The organism is Pseudomonas cichorii (assembly GCF_015471405.1).
GTDB lineage: Bacteria > Pseudomonadota > Gammaproteobacteria > Pseudomonadales > Pseudomonadaceae > Aquipseudomonas > Aquipseudomonas serbiensis.
In genome coordinates, this window is the sequence record NZ_BLVZ01000016.1 from 122,717 (window position 1) to 146,858 (window position 24,142).

21 protein-coding genes, 1 tRNA gene and 1 pseudogene are annotated in these 24,142 nt (G+C 56.3%); 15 read left to right on the plus strand and 8 right to left on the minus strand.

The window, feature by feature from the left end:
* Nucleotides 1-63: 63 nt before the first annotated feature.
* The 4 genes from rfbB (at nt 64) to JL015_RS23050 (ending at nt 5,247) form a co-directional block, all read left to right on the plus strand.
* On the plus strand, nt 64-1,140 hold the full coding sequence (gene rfbB / locus JL015_RS23035) for a dTDP-glucose 4,6-dehydratase (RefSeq protein WP_201020066.1): 1,077 nt from the start codon (nt 64-66) through the stop codon (nt 1,138-1,140).
* The gene (gene rfbD / locus JL015_RS23040; protein WP_201020067.1) at nt 1,137-2,042 is read left to right on the plus strand and encodes a dTDP-4-dehydrorhamnose reductase; all 906 of its coding nucleotides are present in this window, start codon (nt 1,137-1,139) and stop codon (nt 2,040-2,042) included. The genes rfbB and rfbD overlap by 4 nt, the downstream gene beginning before the upstream one ends.
* On the plus strand, nt 2,039-2,929 hold the full coding sequence (gene rfbA, locus JL015_RS23045) for a glucose-1-phosphate thymidylyltransferase RfbA (RefSeq protein ID WP_201020068.1): 891 nt from the start codon (nt 2,039-2,041) through the stop codon (nt 2,927-2,929). The genes rfbD and rfbA overlap by 4 nt, the downstream gene beginning before the upstream one ends.
* A 326-nt stretch (nt 2,930-3,255) precedes the next feature.
* Nucleotides 3,256-5,247 carry a putative bifunctional diguanylate cyclase/phosphodiesterase gene (locus JL015_RS23050; protein ID WP_201020069.1) on the plus strand — a complete coding sequence of 664 codons (1,992 nt, stop codon included), beginning with the start codon at nt 3,256-3,258 and terminating at the stop codon, nt 5,245-5,247.
* A gap of 109 nt (nt 5,248-5,356) precedes the next feature.
* Here the strand turns inward: JL015_RS23050 and JL015_RS23055 are convergent, their stop codons facing one another.
* Entirely contained in the window at nt 5,357-7,414 is a 2,058-nt protein-coding gene (locus JL015_RS23055; protein ID WP_201020070.1) for a methyl-accepting chemotaxis protein, read from the minus strand.
* Nucleotides 7,415-8,025: 611 nt separating this feature from the next.
* On the opposite strand from JL015_RS23055, the gene JL015_RS23060 reads away from it, so the two are divergent.
* The 8 genes from JL015_RS23060 to pcsA all read left to right on the plus strand — a co-directional run bounded on the left by JL015_RS23060 (nt 8,026) and on the right by pcsA (nt 16,580).
* Nucleotides 8,026-8,102, plus strand: a tRNA-Met gene (locus JL015_RS23060).
* A 695-nt stretch (nt 8,103-8,797) separates the two neighbouring features.
* Complete coding sequence (locus JL015_RS23065) at nt 8,798-9,127, plus strand: hypothetical protein (RefSeq protein WP_201020071.1); 330 nt, start codon at nt 8,798-8,800, stop codon at nt 9,125-9,127.
* The gene (locus JL015_RS23070) at nt 9,124-9,468 is read left to right on the plus strand and encodes a hypothetical protein (protein ID WP_201020072.1); all 345 of its coding nucleotides are present in this window, start codon (nt 9,124-9,126) and stop codon (nt 9,466-9,468) included. Before JL015_RS23065 ends, JL015_RS23070 begins: the two co-directional genes overlap by 4 nt.
* A complete protein-coding gene (locus tag JL015_RS23075) occupies nt 9,465-9,686 on the plus strand; it encodes a hypothetical protein (protein ID WP_201020095.1) in 222 nt (73 codons plus the stop codon). The genes JL015_RS23070 and JL015_RS23075 overlap by 4 nt, the downstream gene beginning before the upstream one ends.
* Nucleotides 9,683-10,393: a hypothetical protein gene (locus JL015_RS23080; protein WP_201020073.1), complete on the plus strand. Its 711-nt coding sequence runs from the start codon at nt 9,683-9,685 to the stop codon at nt 10,391-10,393. The genes JL015_RS23075 and JL015_RS23080 overlap by 4 nt, the downstream gene beginning before the upstream one ends.
* A gap of 735 nt (nt 10,394-11,128) precedes the next feature.
* Nucleotides 11,129-13,516, plus strand: a complete 2,388-nt coding sequence (locus JL015_RS23085; protein ID WP_201020074.1) for a TonB-dependent siderophore receptor — start codon at nt 11,129-11,131, stop codon at nt 13,514-13,516.
* A gap of 188 nt (nt 13,517-13,704) precedes the next feature.
* On the plus strand, nt 13,705-15,720 hold the full coding sequence (locus JL015_RS23090; RefSeq protein ID WP_201020075.1) for an alkaline phosphatase family protein: 2,016 nt from the start codon (nt 13,705-13,707) through the stop codon (nt 15,718-15,720).
* Between the two features lie 140 nt (nt 15,721-15,860).
* Nucleotides 15,861-16,580, plus strand: a complete 720-nt coding sequence (pcsA, locus tag JL015_RS23095; RefSeq protein ID WP_201020076.1) for a phosphatidylcholine synthase — start codon at nt 15,861-15,863, stop codon at nt 16,578-16,580.
* Between the two features lie 53 nt (nt 16,581-16,633).
* On the opposite strand, the gene JL015_RS23100 is transcribed toward pcsA, so the two are convergent.
* From JL015_RS23100 to JL015_RS23115, 4 genes are all read right to left on the minus strand, one after another.
* Complete coding sequence (locus tag JL015_RS23100) at nt 16,634-17,842, minus strand: sugar transporter (RefSeq protein ID WP_201006474.1); 1,209 nt, start codon at nt 17,840-17,842, stop codon at nt 16,634-16,636.
* A 253-nt stretch (nt 17,843-18,095) separates the two neighbouring features.
* A complete protein-coding gene (locus JL015_RS23105) occupies nt 18,096-18,485 on the minus strand; it encodes a DoxX-like family protein (RefSeq protein ID WP_201020077.1) in 390 nt (129 codons plus the stop codon).
* Complete coding sequence (locus tag JL015_RS23110) at nt 18,478-18,921, minus strand: thiol-disulfide oxidoreductase DCC family protein (RefSeq protein ID WP_201020078.1); 444 nt, start codon at nt 18,919-18,921, stop codon at nt 18,478-18,480. Before JL015_RS23110 ends, JL015_RS23105 begins: the two co-directional genes overlap by 8 nt.
* A 122-nt stretch (nt 18,922-19,043) precedes the next feature.
* Nucleotides 19,044-19,385 carry a zinc ribbon domain-containing protein YjdM gene (locus tag JL015_RS23115; RefSeq protein ID WP_201006468.1) on the minus strand — a complete coding sequence of 114 codons (342 nt, stop codon included), beginning with the start codon at nt 19,383-19,385 and terminating at the stop codon, nt 19,044-19,046.
* Between the two features lie 175 nt (nt 19,386-19,560).
* Between JL015_RS23115 and JL015_RS23120 the strand changes: the two genes are divergently transcribed.
* From JL015_RS23120 to JL015_RS28190, 3 genes and pseudogenes are all read left to right on the plus strand, one after another.
* A complete protein-coding gene (locus tag JL015_RS23120) occupies nt 19,561-20,214 on the plus strand; it encodes an HD domain-containing protein (RefSeq protein ID WP_201020079.1) in 654 nt (217 codons plus the stop codon).
* Between the two features lie 115 nt (nt 20,215-20,329).
* A pseudogene (locus JL015_RS28185) lies at nt 20,330-20,920 on the plus strand (MCP four helix bundle domain-containing protein); the annotation flags it as partial.
* Nucleotides 20,921-21,298: 378 nt separating this feature from the next.
* Entirely contained in the window at nt 21,299-22,003 is a 705-nt protein-coding gene (locus JL015_RS28190) for a methyl-accepting chemotaxis protein (RefSeq protein WP_371856553.1), read from the plus strand.
* 54 nt (nt 22,004-22,057) lie between these two features.
* On the opposite strand, the gene can is transcribed toward JL015_RS28190, so the two are convergent.
* The 3 genes from can to JL015_RS23140 all read right to left on the minus strand — a co-directional run bounded on the left by can (nt 22,058) and on the right by JL015_RS23140 (nt 24,077).
* A complete protein-coding gene (gene can / locus JL015_RS23130; protein WP_201020081.1) occupies nt 22,058-22,693 on the minus strand; it encodes a carbonate dehydratase in 636 nt (211 codons plus the stop codon).
* Between the two features lie 132 nt (nt 22,694-22,825).
* Nucleotides 22,826-23,278, minus strand: coding sequence for a ribosomal protein S18-alanine N-acetyltransferase (gene rimI / locus JL015_RS23135; protein WP_025258550.1), 453 nt, complete (start codon nt 23,276-23,278; stop codon nt 22,826-22,828).
* A complete protein-coding gene (locus JL015_RS23140) occupies nt 23,271-24,077 on the minus strand; it encodes an energy transducer TonB (protein WP_201020082.1) in 807 nt (268 codons plus the stop codon). Before JL015_RS23140 ends, rimI begins: the two co-directional genes overlap by 8 nt.
* Nucleotides 24,078-24,142 lie beyond the last annotated feature (65 nt).

Below are 24,142 nucleotides of genomic sequence, written 5' to 3' on the forward strand. Positions count from 1 at the left end.
CTTACAGTCGCGACCTCAGGTTGGCGCACTCAAGTCTTGTCAGAATCCAAGGTAAAAACTCTCGTGAAGATCTTAGTAACAGGTGGTGCAGGCTTTATCGGTTCGGCGGTCATTCGCCATATCATCGCCAACACAACCGATGCAGTGGTCAACGTCGACAAGCTGACCTACGCTGGCAATCTCGAATCCCTCCAGTCGGCGGACAAGAGCGAGCGTTACGCTTTCGAGCATGTGGATATCTGCAACCGGGAAGAGATTGACCGTGTCTTTCGCGACCATCAGCCTGATGCCGTGATGCACCTGGCTGCCGAGTCCCATGTCGATCGTTCCATCAGCGGGCCTTCGGAGTTCATCCAGACCAACATCATCGGCACTTACACGCTGCTGGAAGCCGCACGTGGCTACTGGAACGGGCTTGACGATGCACGCAAGGCCGCATTCCGCTTCCACCACATTTCAACCGATGAAGTGTATGGCGACCTTGAAGGCCCGGAGGATCTGTTCACAGAAACCACGCCTTACCAGCCAAGCTCGCCGTACTCGGCCAGCAAGGCCAGCTCCGACCACCTGGTACGCGCCTGGAGCCGGACCTATGGTCTGCCGACGCTGGTCACCAACTGCTCGAACAACTACGGCCCATGCCATTTCCCCGAGAAGCTGATCCCGCTGATCATTCTCAATGCACTGGAAGGCAAACCGCTGCCCATCTACGGCAAGGGCAATCAGGTTCGTGACTGGCTCTACGTGGAAGATCACGCACGCGCGCTCTACAAGGTCGTGACCGAGGGCGAGATCGGCGAGACGTACAATATCGGTGGCCACAACGAAAAGCAGAACATCGAAGTGGTACATACCGTGTGCGCCCTGCTCGACCAGTTGCGCCCCGACTCGGCCTTCCGTCCTCATGCCGACCTGATCACTTATGTTCAGGACCGTCCAGGACATGATCTACGCTATGCAATCGACGCCAGCAAGATTCAGCGTGAGCTGGGCTGGGTTCCCGAAGAGAGTTTCGAGTCCGGCATTCGCAAGACCGTGCAGTGGTATCTCGACAACCCTGAATGGGTCGCTCATGTGAAAAGCGGTAGTTATCAACAATGGATCGATAAGAACTACGCAACGCGCACCGGGAAAGCATGAAAATACTTCTACTTGGGAAAAACGGTCAGGTTGGATGGGAATTGCAGCGCTCGCTTGCAGTGCTTGGCGAAGTGACTGCGCTGGATAGACATCCCGTACAGACCACTTATGGCGAGCTTTCAGGCGACCTGAGCAATCTGGCTGGTTTGCGGGAGACGATTCGTCGTGTCCAGCCCCAGGTCATCGTCAATGCCGCTGCCTACACAGCCGTCGACAAGGCCGAGAGCGAGCGTGATCTGGCGCATCGGGTCAATGCCCTGGCAAGCCAGGTCATGGCTGAAGAAGCCCGCCAGCTCGACGCCCTGCTGATTCATTACTCGACCGATTACGTGTTTGATGGCACAGGCGCAACCGCCTGGAAAGAAACCGATGCGGTTTCGCCCATCAACCATTACGGTGCAACCAAACTCGAAGGTGAGCAGCTCATTGCCGCCTCGGGCTGCAAGCACCTGATCTTTCGCACCAGTTGGGTTTATGCCGCACGCGGCAACAACTTTGCCAAGACCATGCTGCGGCTCGCCAAGGATCGCCCGACGCTCAATGTCATTGCCGATCAGATCGGCGCACCAACAGGCGCGGACCTGCTGGCGGATATAACCGCTGCAACCCTGCAGCAGACAGTGGCGCGCCCGCAGCTCAGCGGGATTTATCATCTGGCACCGGCAGGCGAAGTGTCATGGCACGCCTACGCGCAATATGTCATCGACTTTGCCAAGGCCAATGGCGAGCAACTGGCAGTAGAAGCCGTGAATCCCATCGGAACCGTCGACTATCCGACACCTGCGCAACGCCCTTTGAATTCGCGTCTGAATACAGAAAAACTGCGTCACGCCTTTTCCCTGCACTTGCCGGATTGGCAAAGTGGTGTAACCCGAATGCTCATGGAAATACTGAATAAATGATCACGACCAATCGTAAAGGCATCATCCTGGCTGGAGGCTCGGGCACCCGCCTGCATCCGTTGACCCTCGGCGTCTCAAAGCAAATGCTGCCGATCTACGACAAGCCGATGATTTTCTATCCTCTGTCGGTGCTGATGCTGGCAGGGATGCGTGAAATTCTGATTATCTCCACGCCAGACGATCTGCCTTCGTTCCGCAAGCTTCTGGGAGACGGCAGCCAGTACGGAATCGAACTCACCTATGCGGAACAACCAAGCCCGGACGGCCTGGCACAAGCCTTCCTGATCGGTGAGGAGTTCATTGGCAAGGACCCATGCTGTCTGATCCTTGGCGATAACATTTTCTACGGCCAGCACTTCTCCGAAAAACTGCACGCCGCGACTCAGCAAAGCAGTGGTGCAACAGTATTCGGCTATCACGTCTCCGACCCGGAGCGTTTTGGCGTGGTGGAGTTCGACGAAAGCGGTCGGGCACTGAGCATTGAAGAGAAACCGGCCAATCCGAAGTCCAGCTATGCCGTTACCGGGCTGTACTTCTACGACAATCAGGTTGTCGAGATTGCCAGGAACATCAAGCCTTCCGAGCGTGGCGAACTGGAAATCACCGACGTCAACAAGGCGTATCTGGAACAGAAAAACCTGACGGTTGAAATTCTGGGACGTGGCTTTGCATGGCTCGACACCGGCACCCATGAGTCGCTGCTGGAGGCAAGCCACTTCGTTCACACCATCGAACAGCGCCAAGGCTGGAAAGTGGCCTGCCTTGAAGAAATCGCCTACTCCAATGGCTGGATCACAGCTCAACAACTGAGTGAGCAGGCTGAAAAGCTGAAAAAGACCGGCTACGGGCAATACCTGCAAAAGCTGCTGAAACTGGGCTCGTTCTGATCCGCACCACTCTCCCCTGCCTTTAGCTACTGCACGTGGCTAAAGGCATCCTTTCTGCGCCCTCCTCCTTTCCCCCTGCTGTCCGATGACCGGCACCTAAAGCACTCCATACCCTCAGCCGATAACGGCATGATCATGCGTTTACATGTTCCCATCCACTGCCTTTTATAATGATTGCATTTGGCCATCATTTAATTCAAAGATGCATATAGCCCAGAGCCGTGCATCGCATCTGGCCAGACTCACCACAGGAGTGAAGTCTGTCTTCACTCATGGATCTCACTTCACAAACGGACGCCCATAGAACACCTGTCGGGAAAGACAAGATGAACAAGGCCCATCTGAAGGCTGAGCTTCTGCAATACACATTAGGCAGCAACCTCGCAGGTCTGTGGGCTCAACTGGTCGCCGCAATTGGTGTGGTGCTGCTGGTCCAGACATCAGAAACCGACAGGGAGTGGAGCTGGATCTGGCTGGCAATCACAGTGGTCACCCTGGGTATTCGATGGGCTTTGCATCGATACCTGATCAGAGATGCCAACACCCCCAAAGGCCATTCGATTGAATGGCTGGAACGGGCCTGGCAGCTTCAGGGTGCGGGCTTGTTTGCCACAGGCTTTCTCTGGGCCATCCTGATACTGACCGAATTCAACACTTATCCACCGGCCCAGCAGTACCTGATCATCATGGTGGTGTCGGCAATGGCGGGCGGTGCCAGCGGAATACTGGCGCCCATGCGCGTGATGGGCCCGGTGTATTTCGGCCTCATGATGCTGCCTGCGTGCTTTCAACTGGCTGTGCAAACTCCGTCGCAGTGGATCCTCAGCATCATTGGCGTGGTGTTTTACTGCCTGATGATCGCAGGACACCGCAACAACTATGCCCGCCTGCGCAAATCCATCGAGTTGCAGAACGAAAACTCGGAGCTGGTCGAACAACTGACTCTGCGCACCGAAGAGGTATTGGCAACCAATGCCGAACTTGAGGAACGTGTCGCAGATCGTACCCGCTCCCTGCACATCCTGGCCCATCACGACCCGCTCACCGGTCTGCCGAATCGGCGCGGCCTGATGTACGAGCTAAGCCCGCTGCCGGATACCGCCCCGCAATTGCGTGCGGTCCTGTTTCTGGACCTTGATCACTTCAAACAGATCAATGACGGGCTGGGGCATGCCTGTGGTGATGAAATACTTCAGGGCGTTGCGAGGCGCCTGCAGTCCTTGCTTCCCGACGGCTCCTCCATCGCTCGCTGGGGAGGCGATGAGTTTATTGTCGTCACGCCAGCCTTGCTTGATATTCGCACCAAGGCGTGGCAACTGGCTGAAACGCTGGGAGAAGCGCTGATAAAGAATTTTGAAATCGATTCCGCGTCACTGCGTATTGGCGTCAGTATCGGCATCGCGATACAAGGTGACGACGGCGACAACATTGAAACCTTGCTTCAAGCGTCAGACCTGGCCTCTGCCGAAGCCAAGCGACAAGGCCGTGGCCGTATCGTGTTTTATGACCAGGAACTGGCGCGCATCCAGCGCCGCAAGCTCGATATCAATATTGCCCTGCGCCATGCCGTACATGATGAAAGCCTGTCGCTGGTTTTCCAGCCCTTGATCTCTGCGAAAACCGGCGAAGTGATGTGCATCGAAGCATTGCTGCGCTGGAACCCGCCTTCGCTGGGGCCTGTAGGGCCGCAGGAGTTCATTCCGATAGCCGAAGAGTCGGACCTGATCGTCGAGCTGGGTGCATGGGTATTGCAGCAGGCCTGCCGCGCGGCAGTCACCTGGGAGAAAACCGGCACTGAGCTGCCTTCTATTGCCGTGAACGTTTCCATACGGCAACTGGTGACGCCCGGCTTCACCCGTTATGTCGCCCAGATCCTCGCCATAGAACGCCTGTCGCCTACCCGGTTGATCGTGGAAGTCACTGAGTCAGTGTTCGACGAGGCCTGGAAAGATCGCATTCTTGAGTCGCTCAATCACCTGAGAAAACTGGGCGTGCATATCCATATCGATGACTTCGGCACCGGCTACTCATCGCTCTCCAGATTGCGCGAGCTGCCTATCGATGGCATCAAGATTGACCGTTCATTTGTCGCCCAACTGGATGACCGGGCTTTGGCCGTGGTGGAAAGCGCAGTGCTCATCGCCAAACGCTTCTCGCTGAAAATCGTCGCGGAAGGCATCGAAACCCATACCCAGGCGCAATGCCTGCATGCAATGGGCGTGGACGAATTTCAGGGTTATCTGCTGGGCAAACCACAGCCAGGCGTGCAATTGCAAAGTGTGGTGCCAACCTGGATCAATGAGCCGGTAGCGGTCTGAGCGAGACAAACGCCCTGTAAAAAACGATGAGCCCTGAATGCAAAACACCTCAACCGCCAAACCGGCGATTGAGGTGTTTTGCGTTGAGCGAGGCTGTCGGCAGAACCGATTACCCCAACTGGAAGCGCGCCGTATTGTCGTTCAATGCACGGCTGCCCTTGCTCAGGGTATCAGCGGCCTGATTGACTGCCCGGGCACCGTCGAGCAAGCGTCCTGCCGCCTGATCGACCTGCTGGATATTGTTGCTGACTTCATCCGCAGTCGAAGCCTGCTCCTCGACGGCGGTCGAGATCTGCGCCAGCGTATCGGTCACGCCCTGTACCGCAGTGGCGATTTCGCCCAGCCGCACACCCAGCCCGGTCACTGACTGGGCATCGTTGACCGCCTGACCACATGCAGCTTCCATCAGGGTCACGGCCTGAGTCACGGTCGAGCGCAAGCTGTCCACGGTGCCGGCAATTTCCGCAGTGGAAGCCTGAGTACGTTGCGACAGACTGCGAACCTCGTCGGCAACCACAGCAAAACCACGCCCCTGCTCACCCGCCCGCGCCGCTTCGATGGCAGCATTGAGCGCCAGCAGGTTGGTCTGTTCGGCAATGCCACGAATCGCATCGACAACCGACTGGATCTGCTGCCCCTGCTCGCTGACTCGTCCCAGGGCAGCTGCCGTGTCGGTCAGGCGTTGATTGAGTTGCTGGATGCTGTCGGTAGTGCGTCGGCTATCGCGACTGCTTTCTTCAGCGATCTTGCGCGTCTGACGTGCGCTGTCGGAAGCCTGCTCGCAGCTTCTTGCCACACCCTGGGAGGTCGCCGCCAGCTCAGTCGCCGCCGCAGCGATCTGACTGATCTGATACTGCTGCTCCTCGACTTCACTGAGCGTGCCGTTGGACTGGGCATTGAGCGTCTGCACCGCGTCGCCCAACTGATGGGTTTCGTGATTGACACCCAGCAGGCTGGTGCGCAACTGAACCACAGCAACGTTCAGCGCTCTGCTGATAGCCGCCAACTCGTCACGCCCCTGAACCGAGACCTCGACACACAGGTTGCCGTCACGCAGCGATTCGGCAAGCGTAGTAATGCCACTGGCGCTACGGCGGATCGAAGACTGCAAACAGGCGAACAGATACAACGCAACCAGCATCAACACCCCAAAGGTCACAGCCAGCGGGATGAACTGCATATTGGAAGTATCACGATAATATTCGAGCCGATCGTTCAGGGAGCTCAGCGATTGCTTGCGCAACTGAGCCAGGCCACCCAGCATGGCATCGATGCTGCGCTCGAACTCTTCCGGCTTGAGCTTGATGGTGCCACCGAAAACGCCCTCATCGAGCACTTTCAGTTCGGCGTCCATCATCGCCGAGGTCGCCTTGTATTTTACAGCCCAGGGCTCCAGCTCGGGCGGCAGCTTGGACAGCAACAGATTGCCCGCCTTGTGCATCTGATCCTTGGCATCGTCGATACGGCTACGCAAGTCACGCATCTGCAAACGGCTTTGCAGACTGAACTGTCCTGTAGCCACGGATGTTTGACCGATACTGGCCATACGGCCAATACGCTCGATCAGATCCGGCATCTGCTGGGTGGAGAGCTGCATCAGCATGTAGGTTTCCAGCCAGGGATCGAGGATCAAACCGCTGTCCATCGCGATTTGCTCACGCAGGGCCTGGGTCAGGCTCAAGGACGTAGTAAAACGATCATAACCATCCGGCCACCAGCCTACGGTGCGCAACGAGGCAGAATCCAGCCCCTTCACGGACGCCTGCAGTGCCTTATAACGCTCCATAGCGTCAGAAGTGGCACCTTCCTGCGCCAATTTGGCGCCCACGGCATCGAGTGCCTGGGAGATTTTCTGGACATTCGCATCAAGCTTCGCAATCGCAGCCTTGGCGGCAGGAGTGGGCTCACGAAGAATGTCGGCGGCTTTCCAGCGCGCCGCGTTATCACGCTGGGCCGATAACTCGAAATCAAGATCATCGAGCACCAACAACTGACGCACGCCCGACTGTTCGCCCGTAATCACCGCAAGCTTGTTGCGATAATCCTGAGCAATCATCCATACGCTGCCAACCAGAGGCAGCATGAATAACAAGAACAGGACCTGAAATTTGCGTGCGAAACCAAAATGCCCCATCAGGCGCATACCTGGTGATAAAAGCCCACTCATGTCCGACATCCCCCCGTAGACAGCCTGCAAAACCGGGTAAAACCGTGCAGGTGCCCTTTTTGAAAAAGCCAACTAGCAAAATGCCATGTTATTGATTTAATGACGATAGGCATCACATCTCGTTTATCCGAAAAGCGAAGTCGTCCAGGTTTTCAAGGCACGAAAATGATCTTGTTCGGTGCTTTGGGCAGAACAAAGCAAGATTTGGACCGAGGCCGTACTTTTCGCGGCGATGTTTGCCAAACAGGGTAGGAAATTTCTCGAACACGCCTGAATTGAATAATTTTCGTGCAGAGTCCGGGCACAGACATTCTTTTTCAGAGAAAACCTCTTCCGAGAAACCGAAAGAAAAGCTCCTCCTCATTCGGAAACCCGAACAACCGAGCCTTTGCGGCAGACCACACGAAGGTCCAGGAAAATACACAGTGCAAAATGTCACTGGAAGAAACATTTGATGTGAAGAGTGCAAGACAGCAGCCTGCGAAGCGGCCCTCAGGACTCGAAAATACAGCCTCGCCCCCTGAAGCCAGCTAACCGATTGATCACACGCAATTATTTTTCACATCAACGCTTGACACATGTTCGTTATCCACGAATAATGCGCGCCACTTGGCTACATAGCTCAGTTGGTTAGAGCATAGCATTCATAATGCTGGGGTCCGGGGTTCAAGTCCCTGTGTAGCCACCAAGTTCAACAAGAAGCCCGCCTAGTGCGGGCTTTCTTGTTTCTGGCTGTTCCTCTCTGCTTCCCCCTTACCGCCGTTGCCTCCCCCGCGCATCCTTTCAAAATAATTGAACCGAAGGGGTACAGGCCGTGAAACGATCCGAAATCAAGCGCCGACTGCTCTCCGACAAACTCTTGGTGGGGCTTGAGCAGGATATAGAGAACTCGACGGCGACCACGAAGGCGTGGAAGGCTGTCGAAGCCGAAACGACCTGCGACACATTTACAATCTTGGCCTGCGAATGGCACACCTCGCGTGCTACCTCATGGAGCGGGCAGGCAAAATGGGTAATGGGAACATTCGAGCGCCATGTATTTCCCAGCGCCAGTACACGTTCATTCTTTCTATGGAGTGAATGGAGAAACAAGACATCCTTGAACAGAAGAGCCGGGTAGCCTCAATGAGGTAAACGAAGTCCTCCCCCACGCCCTCATTCCATCCAGGCAATCAGGCATCTAGCAAAAACCTGTAAGCCTTATCCTTCAATTAATACAGTGCTTTCTGGCACTTTTGGCCAAGCCGTCAGCCGAAAGTTTACTGGCTGTATTTCTACGCTTTTCAGGCGTGCGGCGGCTCATAAAGCCATGGCAATAGCTCCATCGCGCTACAGCCATCACATGAGCATCGCCCACCCCCTTGAAACAGACGGAGATGCGAAATGACACGCCTTTCAAAAGAAATTGCATTCCCACCAGAACCGCAACCGAAAATGAAACAGATCTCTTTTGGTGGCAGTGGCGGTGGCCTATTTACTATTGCCAGTAAAGAATGGGCCGAGAATGAAGACCTGCCGGGGGCATTAGATCTGGCGGCGGACCTCGCGGATGGTGTCGAACAGCTTTGCGGTCGGCTTAATGATTGTATCAATAACGGCGAAATAGCTTACTGCGCTGAAATTCGCGCCATAGGCTTTCTTGCGCAGATGACTTCGGCACTGGTCCGCTCTGCTGAGAGAGGGATAAGAAAGTCTACGGAGTTTGACCAATGAGCAACCTCCCAAGGTGGAATCAAATCTTCGTTGATGTTGAGCGTGAATTTCCATCCTGCCACAACCTCGAGTCTGTCCTTACTTCAGATCAGGTTGAGCAATTGAAAGGCATCGAAAACACGGCCGACAACTTCACGATTACAGTTCTTCATGGTGCCGCAGCACTGGGAGAATTACTTGCTCATACTGCCAATGCAGGCGAGCTGACTGACGATGTTGCCATGAGTGTCGGATGGTTTATTCAGTCGGTTGCCTTGATGTCCATGACCATGAGCGAAACGGGCGCTGCCGCAGCCTACAAACTGCAGAACATTCCTCAAAAGGGAGGTTCTGCAAAATGAATCCCCCAATCCAATCGAGCTTTGATGCTGACGCCATTCAAGGCATGCATCGCACCCTGACTTTGCTGGCGCTTGCATTGTCACTCATAGCAAGCCCGACCATTCCACCACTTACGACCAAAGCAATTGCCATCATGGCGCAACGCACAGTTGTGGATGGGGCCGACGTGTTGATAACTGCTTGGGATTTGCTGGTAGTTGAAAGAGGTGGGCAATGAAAACGAACACTGTCTTGCGCCTCGGTCGCATTCAATATCGCAAGCTCGCAGACCTCACCAAGCAGGCCGGTTGCTGCCTCGGGGTGTCGACTTTTGAAAAGCTTGGCAAAGCTTGGGGACTCTTCAGTATATGGCCCTCAGCTGTCCATGTAGATGTATCGGTAGATGGAGTCAGCCTGGAAGAACGCACGGTTCTTCAAGTGGCTGCCCGCGTTAATACTGCGCGGCTACGCGCAGTACAGCGCCCCGAGATTGACTGGTCGCAACTGGAAGATCACGAGATTTTTGAGTTCATTGTTCAACACGAAATTGGTCATAGCCTGGATAACCATTTTGTTTTAGACCTCTGGGGTATTACGGATCCTCACTTACAAGACAAGTGCCACAGAATCATATGCCGGACGAACGAGGTTCTTGCAGATCGGTATGCCTGGAACCAGATCAGACCGGGCGAGCCAGTACCTCTGTGTGAGAACGGAAAGCGAATTCAGGAAGATGTTGCAGAGTCGATGGCGCTGCTTGATCTACATGTTCCACGCACACGTCGGACACCGCGCGCGCTTGCCTGTGGTCAATACACCTGGGTGCCGCAAAGCATGCTGCTGACCGACGAGCTGACAGACTTTATTGGACCGGGTGTGTCCCCTGCGCTCATTCAGCGCGATCGCGCTTATTGTCGCGATACCAGATCGACGACAGGCAGATGAGCAAAAACGAAACTACCGACGCTCGTACATAAGCTGGCGGCAGACCTGAATAACAACCCGGCCGTATAGGCCCAAAGGGAAAACATGAAAACTCAAAACGGCGTACTTGCGCCGATGAGATCGGCGTTCCCGAAGAAAGTCTCTTAGCTGTATTTCATAACTCACCCGAAGGCGCCCAAGCCACTAACCAGACCGTTCCTGAACGCCAAATGTGGACGCATGGTAATTCGCACAGATAAGTCATGGTTCAATTGACTGTGTCCCTCAAGTTCAACAAGAAGCCCGCCTAGTGCGGGCTTTCTTGTTTCTGGCTGTTCCTCTCTATCGACTTCTGTCTGCTGCTCCTGCGCATGCTTCGGCAGAATCCGCATTGATCCCACCTGCGAATCCTCTCCTCCCTACCCCGCTGCAATGGCAAGTCGCGGCTGATCAAAAACACGAACCGAATCACCACTGGTCGGATAAACCCAAGGCTCTAGGCCGCACGTCTTCGTACTTTATTCGGCATCGCACAGGCATTCGGGCCAGGCAGGCTGGCGCGTAGAGGACAAGGAAAGCCATCTCTTCATTCAGACAAATACAAAACATAGCGCAATTGCAAATCGTTTGTATTTACATGGTTGTGAAAAAATTGTTAAATCCGCCGCTTCAACGTTGCCCTTTGCTACGTCGAGCGACCATCGCTGCGTGCTCTGCAAAGTCGATATGTTTTCATGCCCTTCTAGGAATCACGAGATGCTTCGTCCCTTTATTCCCACGTTGACCGGTGCCCTGGCACTAGGCCTTTCGGCCGTTGCACTGGCTGCTCCTGTCAGCTTGAACCTGCCATCTCAATCCCTGTCGTCGTCTCTGACTCAACTGAGTCAGGTCAGTGGCATGCAAGTGACCTTCGATGCCCAGTCAGTCGCAGGCAAGCAGGCGCCAGCCGTACGCGGCAATCTGGAGCCGGCGCAAGCGCTGAATCAGTTGCTGGCCGGTAGCGGTCTCGGCGCAACCGTGCAGGGCAATTCTGCTCAGGTCTTCCGGCAACAGGCAGAAGGTCCGGTATCGCTGGGTAACGTGAATATCAATGCCGATACCAGCATTGCCGGGGCAGCAACCACCGAAGGCACCAACTCTTACACCACCGGCTCGATGAATACGGCGACCAAGCTGCCATTGTCGATCCGTGAAACACCTCAGTCGGTCAGCGTCATCACGCGCCAGCGCATGGATGACAAAGGCATGAGTGACGTCAACGATGTCGTCAAATACGCACCGGGTGTGACTCTTCGCAAGTTCGGTCAGGACCGCCAGCAATTCCTGGCTCGCGGCTTCACCATCGATAACCTGATGTACGACGGCCTGCCTAGCATCCTGAGTACTTTCACTCAGGACACCCTGGCCGAGGCTGACCTTTCCATCTACGACCGCGTTGAAGTGGTTCGTGGTGCAACGGGCCTCATGACCGGCGCAGGCAACCCGTCGGCGACCCTGAATATGGTGCGCAAGCGTCCTACCGCGACACCGCAAGTCAGCATCACCACCAGCGCTGGCAGTTGGGACCGCTATCGCACTGAAGTCGATGCCTCCAACAAGCTCAACGAGTCCGGCACCCTTCGCGGTCGCTTTGTGACTGCTTATCAGGATGACAAAAGTTTTGTCGACGAGCGCAACAAACAACGCCAGACCTTTTACGGAATTCTGGAAGCCGATCTGAGCGATGCCACCACTTGGAGTATTGGTGCCTCCAAACAGCGTGACGACGCGACTTCAGACTGGGGCAGCCTGCCATCAGGCCCTAATGGTGAAAACCTGCACTTTTCGCGCTCGACCTTTCTGAGCGGCGACTGGGCTTATTGGGACAGGGATAATGTCAGCGTCTTCACAGACCTGACTCACCGCTTCGATAATGGCTGGAACGCCAAACTGGCAGCAGCGAAAATCTGGGCCAAGTCAGAAAGCTTTTCCAACTATCTGCAACTCGACTCAACATCCTCTACATACACATTAGGCGCAGGTGCCTACGACACCACGGATGTACAAACCAACCTGGATGGTACGCTCACTGGCCCCTTTCAGTTGTTTGGTCGAGAGCATGAGTTGACGCTCGGTGCGAGCCGTCGTCAGGAAAAATTCGATCAGGTCGGTGGCTGGTGGAATGCTTATACCGTAGATCCTTTTGCTATCACCCCTGGCACGATTGTGAAGCCAGAACGTGGTGACAGTAACTGGAACTTCTACCAAGGCAAAAACACGGCAACAGAAGAGGCTGTTTATGCAGCCGCACGCTTCAACCCGACCGATAAACTGCATGTGATCGTTGGTAGCAGGTTGAGCTGGTATGACTACGATGACCGCAGCGGCACCAGCGACTACAAGGTCACACAGGAAGTCACCCCTTATGCGGGCGTTATCTACGACCTGAACGATACCTACTCGGTCTATGCCAGCTATACCGAAATCTTCAAGCCGCAGGACAACAAAAGCGCCTCAGGCTCTGTGCTTGATCCGATGACTGGCGAAAGCTACGAAATCGGATTGAAAGGCGAATACTTCAATGGCGCACTGAACGCATCGGTAGCGCTCTTTGATATGACTCAGGAAAACCGTGCGTATGATATTCCCAATCAGACCACGGACAACTGCCCAAGCTTCCCTGCCACCCGGTGTTACAGCGCTGCGGGCGAAGTACGCAGTCGCGGTATCGACACCGAGATCAGCGGTGCATTGACACCTAACTGGCAGTTCTCCGCAGCCTATACCTATCTGCTGAGCCAGTACGTCAAAGACGCCACCGAGCGTAACGAAGGTCGTAATTTCTCGCCTGATCAGCCCAAGCACCTGTTCAAGGCCGTCACCAGCTATAACCTGCAAGGCGACCTGAGCAAATGGCGCGTTGGTGCAGATATTCTTGCTCAAAGCGAAACCTTTGAGCGGGTCGGCAACGGTTATGCGACCCAGAATGCTTACTCTGTCGTAGGCCTGATGGCAGGCTACAAGTTCGACGAGCACTGGGATGGCCGCGTCAATTTCAATAACGTGTTTGATACCAAATACTGGCAGGGTATTCCCGAGGGCGGCGGCATGGGCGTCTACGGCGACCCGCGCAACCTGATGTTCTCGCTGAAATGGACACTCTGATACCTCTGACGAGCTGATCCGCTCCACAAAAGCCGATGCCAGCCCCTCTGGCATCGGCTTTTTCATGCCCGCTCTTCGGTATCGTTTTGAAACATTCTGTTCCGAATGCCTGGCAGCGCCTGGAGGAATTTTTCACACAGCCTGCGTTACCATTTCTGGTCGAAATTCAGTCAGAGCCTGAACCCAGGATGTCCGTACCCCCCGCCGAAAAGCTTCCACCCCTACCCGCTGTACTCGCTGGCCCTCTCTTGCGTCGTCAGGAAGCAAACCGTCTGGTGCTATGGCTGACAGGGTCACGAGCGCTTTCACTGACCTTGCGCCTGCAATTTACCGACGCCAACGGGGCACAAACCTGCACGGACTATCCCCTCGATGCCGGGCAGTGCAAGGCCATAGCCGTAGGCCGTCATGCCTTTGTGCATCTGATTGACGTGAAGCTGGATACCGAGCTGCCCAAGGATGTATTGATCGATTACGACCTGTTGATCGATGACGAACGACACAGCGGCATCGCCGACTGGGCACCTCATTTGCTGTACGCCGACACCAGCAGCCCCAGTTTTGTGGTGCGCAGCAAAGTCGACCACATGCTTCACGGCTCATGCCGCAAGCCACATCATCCTGCTGCCGAAGGCCTGTTGTGTGTCGATCGTCTGCTGGCCGATGCCAAAGATCCGCTGGATCGCCCGGCACTGCTGATGATGAGCGGCGATCAGGTTTACGCCGATGACGTTGCTGGCCCCATGCTGCGTGCAATTCATGCCTTGATCGAACGCCTAGGTCTGTTCGGGGAGCGGCTTGAAGGCGCGGTGGTCGATGACAGCGTCGATCTTTATCAGCATCCGGCCAGCTATTACCAGCGCGCCGATCTGCTGCCAGCCCTCAAGAGCAACGACACTCTGCGCGAGCGGTTCTTTGGCGGTGTCAGCAAGCCGGTTTTCACCAGCAGCTCGGCGGATAACCACCTGGTCACGCTGGCTGAAGTCATGGCAATGTATCTGCTGGTCTGGTCGCCAACACCCTGGACGCTGATCGAACCGGACATGCCCAAGCTCGACGCCGAACAGCGTGAACGCTATGCCAGAGAACAGCACCTGATCGACGATTTCAGAAACAGCCTGGGTGGCGCTGCACGAGCGATGGCGCATCTCCCGTGCATGATGATTTTCGATGACCATGACATCACCGATGACTGGAACCTGTCGGCCAATTGGGAAGAAAGCGCCTACGGCCATCCGTTCTCCAAACGCATCATCGGTAACGCCCTGCTCGCTTATCTGCTGTGTCAGGGCTGGGGCAACAACCCCGATGCGCTTGATGATCTGATCCAGCAGGTCGAGACGTTGAGCACCGAGGTCAAGGATCATGACAATCGCTGGGCCAGCAAGGCCCAGGATGCAGTGATCGACAAACTGCTGCACTTCCAGCAATGGCACTACGTTTTACCTACCAGCCCGGCGCTGGTGGTGCTCGATACCCGCACCCGGCGCTGGCGTAGTGAGTGGAACTTCAGTCAGCCCTCAGGCCTTATGGACTGGGAAGCGCTCAGCGAACTGCAGCAGGAGTTGCTCGACCACAAGGCCGCAATCATCGTGTCGCCAGCACCCGTGTTCGGGGTCAAGCTGATAGAGGCCATCCAGCGGGTGTTCAGTTGGCTCGGTTATCCGTTGCTGGTGGATGCGGAAAACTGGATGGCGCATCGGGGGGCCGCGCAGGTCATTCTCAATATCTTTGGTCATTCCAGGACGCCGGGCAATTACGTCATCCTTTCAGGAGACGTGCATTATTCGTTCGTCTACGAAATCCTCATTCGCAAGCGCAGCGGTGGGCCACGCATCTGGCAGATCACCAGCAGCGGTATCAAGAACGAGTTTCCCCGTCGCCTGCTCGATACCTTTGATCGCCTGAACCGCTGGCTCTACTCGCCGCGCTCCCCTCTCAACTGGTTCACCAAACGTCGGCGTATGAAAGTCATCCCGCGCACGCCGCAGCACAGCAAGGCCGGTGAGCGGTTATGGAATTCGGCAGGGATCGGTCAGGTTTTCTTCAATGACCAAGGCCAGCCGACCCTGATCAATCAGCTCAATGCCGATGGTTCTGCGCCTACCTGTTTCGTCGAACCCGAAGAATACAAAGACCAGCGGTCCACGGCGGATAGCAGTTTTCTGGAAAATGACAGGAAAACGAGCGATAGTCACCGCTGAACCTTATCGGCGATTGCCGGGTCGATAATAGCTAACCAGATTGTGTGAAAATTTCTGCACTCGGCCATGCTCCGTTTTCACACCGTCTGTAAGGGTCAGGTTTGTAACACTGACACGCATTACTTTCTGGAGAGCGTCCCGTGATAACCAATCAACGCATAGCCAGACTTAACGCATGGGGCGCTCACGGCTTTACCGCCACAGGCGTAGTCCTTGCGTTTCTGGCAACAATTGCCCTGTTCAACAATGAACCCAAGGCCTGCCTGCTCTGGCTGGGTGTCGCCCTGATCGTGGACGGTGTCGACGGCTCGCTGGCGCGCAAGGTCAACACTCACTCGGTACTGCCGCACTTCGATGGCTCGGCACTGGATCTGGTGATCGATTACCTGACCTACGTCTTTATCCCGGCACTGTTCATCTACCGCTATATTCCGCTGCCGGAATTCACCTTGCTGTTAAGCATATCGATCATTCTGGTCTCGTCGCTGTTCTGCTTCTGCAACGTGGACATGAAAAGCAAGGACAACTATTTCCAGGGCTTCCCGGCCGCCTGGAACGTCGTCGCCCTGAGTCTGTATATCCTTTCGCCGACGCCCTGGGTGACGTTCCTCACCATTGTCGGGCTGGCATTGCTGACGCTGACCCGGATGAAATTCCTGCATCCGTTTCGCGTACGCAAGTTCATGCCGATCAATATCGCCGTCACCACGGTCTGGTTGCTGTGCAGTGCTTCGCTGATCATCAACCACCCCCACAATGGTCCGTTGATCATGGGGTTGTGGTTCGCCATGTCAGCCTATTTCATGGGGATCTGTATCTGGAGAACTTCCCTGGAATGGCTGGGCAGGCTCAAGGCCTGAGTCAGAAGGAAGGAAACGCAGGGGCTGTTGACGTTTCAACAGCCCCGATCAGCTCAACACTTGCTGTTGGCCTGCAACGCCGCAGTAGAGTCCTGCTTGCTGAAGAGATAAGTGCTCACGCAGCACAGCAGTAACCCGCCAACGGCTACCAGACCGCCTACGATCCCGACATTTGCAACGCCCAACTGGCTGCTGACCACGCTGCCCAGCAAGGCACCACCGCCGATACCGATATTGAAGATGCCCGAGAACAGGGACATCGCCACGTCGGTGGCATCCGGAGCCAGAGTCAGGACTCTCGCCTGCAACAGCAGCCCGAAGCACATCATGGCCATGCCCCACACGACGCTCAACGAACCGAGGGCGGCTGCCTGACTCGAAAACGGCAACAGCATCAACAAGCACAGCGCCACCAGCGTGATAGATGCGATCAACAGGCCATTCGGGAAGCGACTGCTGAACAGACTGAACACGATGGAGCCGATGATCCCCGCGCCGCCAGCCAACAGCAGCAACAAGGTCGTCATCTCGCCACTCAAATGCGCCACTGTCTGGGCAAAGGGTTCGATGTAGCTGTAAGCGGTGAAGTGCGCAGTGACCACGGTAGCGGTCAGTACATAGATCGCCACCAGCCGTGGACGCTTGAACAGGATTGGCAGGCTTCTGAGCGAGCCGGAGTTCTGGCTGGGCAACAATGGCAGCGTGCGGCTCAGCAGCAATACCGTCAGTGCGGAAATCCCGGCAATCCCCATGAAGGTCGTGCGCCACCCCAGCGCCTCGCCCAATACGCGGCCCAACGGAATCCCCAGAACCATCGCCAGCGAAGTACCGGTTGCCAGCAAGCCCAATGCCTGGACCTGTTTGCCCGGTGGCGCAATGCGCACAGCCAGCGATGCCGTGATCGACCAGAAAATGGCATGCGCGAAAGCAATCCCGACACGACTGATCAGCAGCACACCAAAGCTTGAGGCCGTGGCCGAGAGAATATGGCTCACGACAAACAGCATGAAGATGCAGATAAGCAACTTGCGCCGCTCGATGTTGCGAGTGATCAGCATCATCGGCAAAGACATCAGCGAAACGACCCAGGCATAGATCGTCAGCATCAGGCCGACTTGAGCCGTGGTCATATCGAAACTTTCGCCAATATTGCTCAGCAAGCCGATAGGGACGAATTCGGTCGTATTGAAAATAAAGGCAGCAAGCGCCAGGGCAATCACGCCAAGCCAGCTACCGGTACGAACCTCTGGAGGGGTATTCATCAAGAATGTGCAACGCTCAAAGGAGTAGCCGTTCGCCATGCATATGAATCCCGCATGGCACCTGTACCGCAAAATCAGGCCAGCCCCCTTCGGCAACAAACGCAAAAACGCCCCGCTCGTGAATGCATGAACGAGCGCAGCGTGCGATGTGGATTATTGTGGGTATGGGGGATACAACCAGATGACGCGAATTCTACGTCTGGATCGCATGGATCACAACACGTGAGCCTGTGCGGTGACAGCCGGTAGCCGTTCAGCCTGCCGGCTTTCGTTGCGGGCGCTCGGCCAGCCAGGCCACGGCGCACAAGGCCAGACCGGCCCCGTTCAGGGAAACGGGATTGAAAGCCTGCACCAGAAAGTGCGGGCTGATAATCGCCACATCGATCAACAATCCGGCCAGGACGGCAGCACTGACAATCACCGATGTCCGTTTGAAATAGCCCGAGATCAAGCAGATCGCCAGCCCGATCTCCGCCACACCACTCAACCAGGCCACCCAGCGTGCATCAGCGAAACCATGGGCCTGGATCATCTCCAGTTCACCCGTGCTGAGCCACAGAATCTTCGGTACCAGCCCGTGGTAGAAAAACATCAGCGCCAGACCGGCACGGGCCACCCAGGCAATGCGTTGCAACTCACTCATGGGCCGCAGCCTTGAGAAAGCGTTGCTCATGGTCGGCCGTCGGCAGCAGGCAACGGTCGTAACGACCAAACAGGCGATAGCGGTTCAAGGCAATGCGATCGTATCCCCAGTCGCGCAAGGGGCGCGGCACAATGCGTAACGCGACCAGCCAGGACCAGGGCGCCGGCATCTGTCGCATGACGTACAGAAAGGCATCGGAGCGCAACAACACTCGGTCATTGACGATCACCGCCATGGTGTCGAACTGATCGACCGGCAACCCTGCCCACTTCAGCAGCGCCTGCCCTTCGGTGGACTGCACGGTGGCCAGACGAATACGCCGGGAAGTGTCGTACCGGATGAGAAACTTCGCCCAGCCGTTGCACAGTTTGCATACGCCATCGAACAGCACGACGCACTCATTGGCCTGCAAATAAGGCGCGGAGGTTGAGGGCATAAGGTTCTCTCCTTAAAGAGCCGTCACTTTACCCTAGCGCAGTGCAAATGAACCTGAAAACACAAACGCCTCGCGGTCGGGAAGCGACCGGCGAGGCGTTCAGATGAAGCAATGTCGCAGATTCAGACCTTGCGCACGAACTCGGACTTCAGTTTCATGGCGCCGATGCCGTCGATCTTGCAGTCGATATCGTGGTCACCGTCCACCAGACGGATGTTCTTGACCTTGGTGCCGACCTTGACCACCAGCGAAGAGCCCTTGACCTTCAGGTCCTTGATCACGGTGATGGTGTCGCCGTCCTGCAGCACATTGCCGGTGGAATCCTTGATGACTTTCACATCATCGGAAGACTCTGCGCTGTCACCACCAGCAGACCACTCATGGGCGCATTCCGGGCAGACCAGCATTGTGCCGTCTTCGTAGGTGTACTCGGAATTGCATTTCGGGCAGGACGGTAAGCTCACAGCGTTTCTCACATCGAAGGTGGGGAAAAACCATGGATTATAAAGGGTTTTTACGTTTTTAGGGTGATGACCATCGTCGCCCCTGTTTGCGCGATAGCCCGCAAAGAATGCAGGGCCTGTCGAACGCCCTTGCAGAGGATGCTTTACTTGTACAAGCCACTTCAGGATTTCATCAATGACATACGCCGGTTTCGCCCCTTTTCAGGACTTCGCCAGGCGGCTTATCCCGCACACTCAAGCGAAGAGGTTCGATGGTTCACACGATATCTCTCACTTGTTGCGGGTCTGGAAGAACGTCTGCGCCATTCGCGACCATGAAGGCGGGGATCAGGAAATCCTGCTGGCCGCGACCTTGCTGCATGACTGTGTCTCGGTCGAAAAGAATTCTCCCTTTCGCGCCAGCGCCTCACGGCTGGCAGCCGCCAGGGCCACCGAGCTGCTGACCGAAACGGGTTGGGACGAGACACGAATAGCCGCCGTTGCCCATGCCATCGAAGCCCACAGTTTTTCGGCAGCCATTACGCCTGTGACACTTGAAGCCAGAATCCTGCAGGATGCAGACCGGCTCGACGCCATGGGCATGGTGGGCGTGGCCCGTGTGTTCTATGTATCGGGACGGATGGGCAGCTATCTCTATGACTCGCAGGACCCTCAGGCTGCCGAGCGCCCCTATGACGACAAGCATTTTGCTGTCGATCATTTCCACACCAAACTGCTGCATCTGGCCGATGGTTTCCAGACCCGTACCGGCACGCAAATGGCGCAGGTCAGGCATAAACGGTTGAAGCGGTTTCTGGACGAGTTGATGGAGGAAATCGGCGCCCCCTGAATACATCGCAGATTCTTGACGTCAAAACTGCCAAGCGCCAATGGATGTCATAAAGGCATCACACAACTGCCTTATAAACGGCTCTCCGAAATGCCGCCTATAGGGGTTGTTTGCTGTGAAAAAATTCCTGCCTCGTTTTTTGCGCCAGCAATCCAGAACGACGGTATTGCGACGCTTCAAGATCACTTCGCGCCTGGTACTGTGCTTTGGTATCACCTCATTGCTGATGGTTGCGCTGGGAGCTTTCTGCCTGTTTCAGATGCAGGACATTCGCAATCAGGGAGAAGCGGTGGAAAGCGGTGCATTGCCCAGTATTGCAATGGCCGATGCGATTGCGATCAACCTGGTGAAGCTGCGCAGCGAAACCACTCGACTGATTGCCAATGCCGATGATCCCGGCGCGGTGATCAACAGCAAGATCAACGTCGAGCAACTCAAGAATGAGGTCGAAAAAGGCTTCACGGACTATCTGGCCCGTGTGCCCGCAGGCACCGAGCATGATTCGATCATCGCCTTGCAGGAGGCCTATAACGCATTCATGCCCGGCCTGCAGGACGAAATAGGGCTTATCGAGCAACGCAAGCTGGACGAAGCGCGGATGCTTTCCAACACCATGCTGGCCCTGCAAGGCGACCTGATGGACATGCAGGTGCAACTGCTGCGCGAACTCAACAAACAAAGTGCAGCCGCTGCCGTCGAAGCCGCCAGCGCCAGCTACAACCAGACGCGCATTATCGCCCTGAGCGCCATCGGACTGGCCTTGGCGCTGACCCTGCTGCTGGCGTGGCGCCTGAGCGTGAGCATCATCCATCCAGTGCGCTATGCCCTGCACATTGCCAATACCATCGCCGATGGCGACCTGACCGAACAGACCATTCCTCAAGGCAAGGACGAACCCGCGCAACTGCTCATGATGCTAGGGCGCATGCGCAGCAACCTGCATGGCACCATCGACCAGATTTACGCAGCCGCGACCCAGTTATCCCAGTCGGTACAGGAAATGGGCACCATCGCCGAAGCGAGCGCGCTCAACCTGCAGATGCAAAACAATGAAATCGAGCAGGCCGCCGTCGCCGTCAATCAGATGAGCCAGGCAGCGGTAGAAGTAGCGGGCAATGCCAGCAATACCGTGACCGAGTCGGAAGCCTCCAATCAGGCGGCGGCACAAGGTCGGGATCGCTTGTCGGCCACCATCAGTTCGATCAAGGAACTGACCAGCAATGTGCTGGACTCATCCCATCAGGCAGAAGGGCTGGCCGAACGGACCCAGAACATCAGCAGCATTCTCGATGTGATTCGCGCCATCGCCAACCAGACCAACCTGCTGGCGCTCAACGCGGCCATCGAGGCAGCAAGAGCCGGTGAAGCCGGTCGTGGATTCGCAGTCGTCGCTGATGAAGTCCGTTCCCTGGCGCAACGTACCAGCGCCTCGACAACGGAAATCGAAGGGTTGATCAACGGTGTTCAACAAAGCACTCAGGAAACGGCAAACGCCCTGCGCCACACCGCGACCCAGGCCAACCAGACACTGGAACAGGCAGCTGCAACGGGTGAAGCCCTGACGGTGATCATCAGCTCGACCACCACCATCAACGACCGCAACCTGATGATCGCCAGCGCAGCCGAACAACAGGCACAAGTGGCCGGTGAAGTGGATCGCAACCTGAGCAGTATTCGAGACCTGTCCAGCCAGACGGCTTCCGGCGCTCAACAGACAACCGTAGCCAGCAACGCATTGTCGATGCTGGCTACGGATCTGAACATGATGGTGCAGAGGTTTGTGCTCTAAGAGCACACCGCCGTAGGAGCGAATTCATTCGCGAATGAATTCGCTCCTACGGGGTTACAGAGGACGCAGGCGATATTGCGGTGGCAATTGCTCTGGGCCGCTGATGGTGGTGTTCAGACTTTTCCAGCGGCCATCCTTGATGCCATAGATACAGCCGTGTACCGAAAGGCTTTGCCCACGATGCCAGGCGTTCTGCACGATGCTGGTATGGCCGACGTTGGCCACCTGCTGAATCACGTTGAGTTCGCACAGGCGATCAACCTGTTCTTCCTCGGTCGGCAGTTTCGCCAACTCTTCACGCTTTTCGTAATACAGGTCGCGAATCGTACGCAACCAGCCATCGATCAGGCCAAACTGGCGGTCCTGCATGGAAGCTCGCACACCACCGCAACCATAGTGCCCGGTCACGAGGATGTGTTTGACCTTCAGTACATCAACCGCGTACTGAATGACTGACAGGCAGTTCAGGTCAGTGTGCAACACAACGTTGGCCACGTTGCGGTGTACGAACAGATCGCCAGGCAACATGCCTACGATCTCGTTGGCGGGAACGCGCGCATCCGAGCAGCCGATCCAAAGATATTCCGGGGTTTGCTGGCGAGCCAGCTTGGCGAAGAACTCAGGGTCTTCCTGTTTGATCGCATCGGCCCAACGCTCGTTGTTATCAATCAGGTCTTGTAGATCGTTCATGCTATGACGCCTCGATAATGATGCCCAACTTTGACTGGCGACCCTCTGCGCAAGTCACGCGGCAACATCACGACTTTTCGCCGGTTTAGCGCAAAAACCGAAAAAGCGTCAAAGTTGTGATCGACGACACAGCTATTCCAGAAGCGTGCAGGCCATCACCACCGCATCTTCGCGACCACCCACTGCCGGATAGTAATCGCGGCGTCGACCGATCTCGTTGAAACCATAGTTTTCATACAACCGATAGGCGGCTCGATTGCTGTCGCGCAATTCCAGGAAACACTCACGACCGTTGAGCTCGTAGGCACGCTTCATCAGGTGATCAAGCAGACGCAAACCCAGGCCTCGGCCCTGGCTCTCTGGCTTGACGGTAATGTTGAGCAGATGCGCTTCATCGATGATGACCTGAATGACGCCATGTCCCACCTGCTGCGCGCCCTCGAACATCAGCCAGATGTCATACGATTTCAGGCCTTCGAGAAATATGCCTCGCGTCCAGGGATGACTGAAGGCGGCGTACTCGATCTTCAATACGGCATCAAGATCGGCTTCGGTCATGGGGCGGAAGGTTATTGCGTCACTCATCTATGGATTTCCAGCGCGCCATCAGCCGACGCATGGCTTGCCAGACGTCCGCCTTGCGATGCGGCTCGTCCATCAGTAATTCCAGGCCTGGTAGCGCCCATGCAGCGCCCAGCCCCTCGACTTGCAGTTCACGGTTAAACGCTTCGACTTCGGCCTCACTGGCAAAGCGCACGGCGGGCTGGCCAATCAGCCACAGACAGGCACAGGGTTCGTCCTCAAGGCGAGCAGCGACAAAACCCTGCACGAAATCACGCGCCGCGTCAGGCCCTTGATCCATGTTGCCGCGAACCAGCAGCGGCCAGCGCACAGGCTCGCCGATAATCTGCGGGCTATCGGGTAAACCGGCAGCGCGCAGCATGTCCTTGAGCAACAGGTAGGCAGGATCGCGACTCTGGAATGGCTGCCCGGTAGGCAGCTCAACCAGCAGCAAGCAACGCCCGGCACGCAGCAATTGCAAGGAGAAACGCGGAGGCGGCACGACAACTGCCTTGACCGGCGGCGCAGCCTCGGCCTCTTCTGCTGCAACCACCGGAGCGCTTTTGCTGGCTGACGATGGGCGCGGCACTTCGATCTTCGGCCGCTCGACCTGACGCGCAACCGGCACGGCACCTGGCGCCACCGGAGACGGGGCGGCAACCGGCGCTTCAGGCACGACAGGCGCAACACTTTCGACCTCGACCGGCAACGGAGCAAGCAGCTCCGGGCGAGACGGAGCAGCGAAAGGCAGTTCAGTGCGCGGCAGCCAGTTGACCACCTGCATGGCAGTCAAATAGGCGCGGCGACGGGACTCGTTCAGCAAAGGTCGGCCACCTGTGGATAAGTTAAGCGCGCAATTCTAGCGCTCTTCGCAGATTCGCGCCGCAG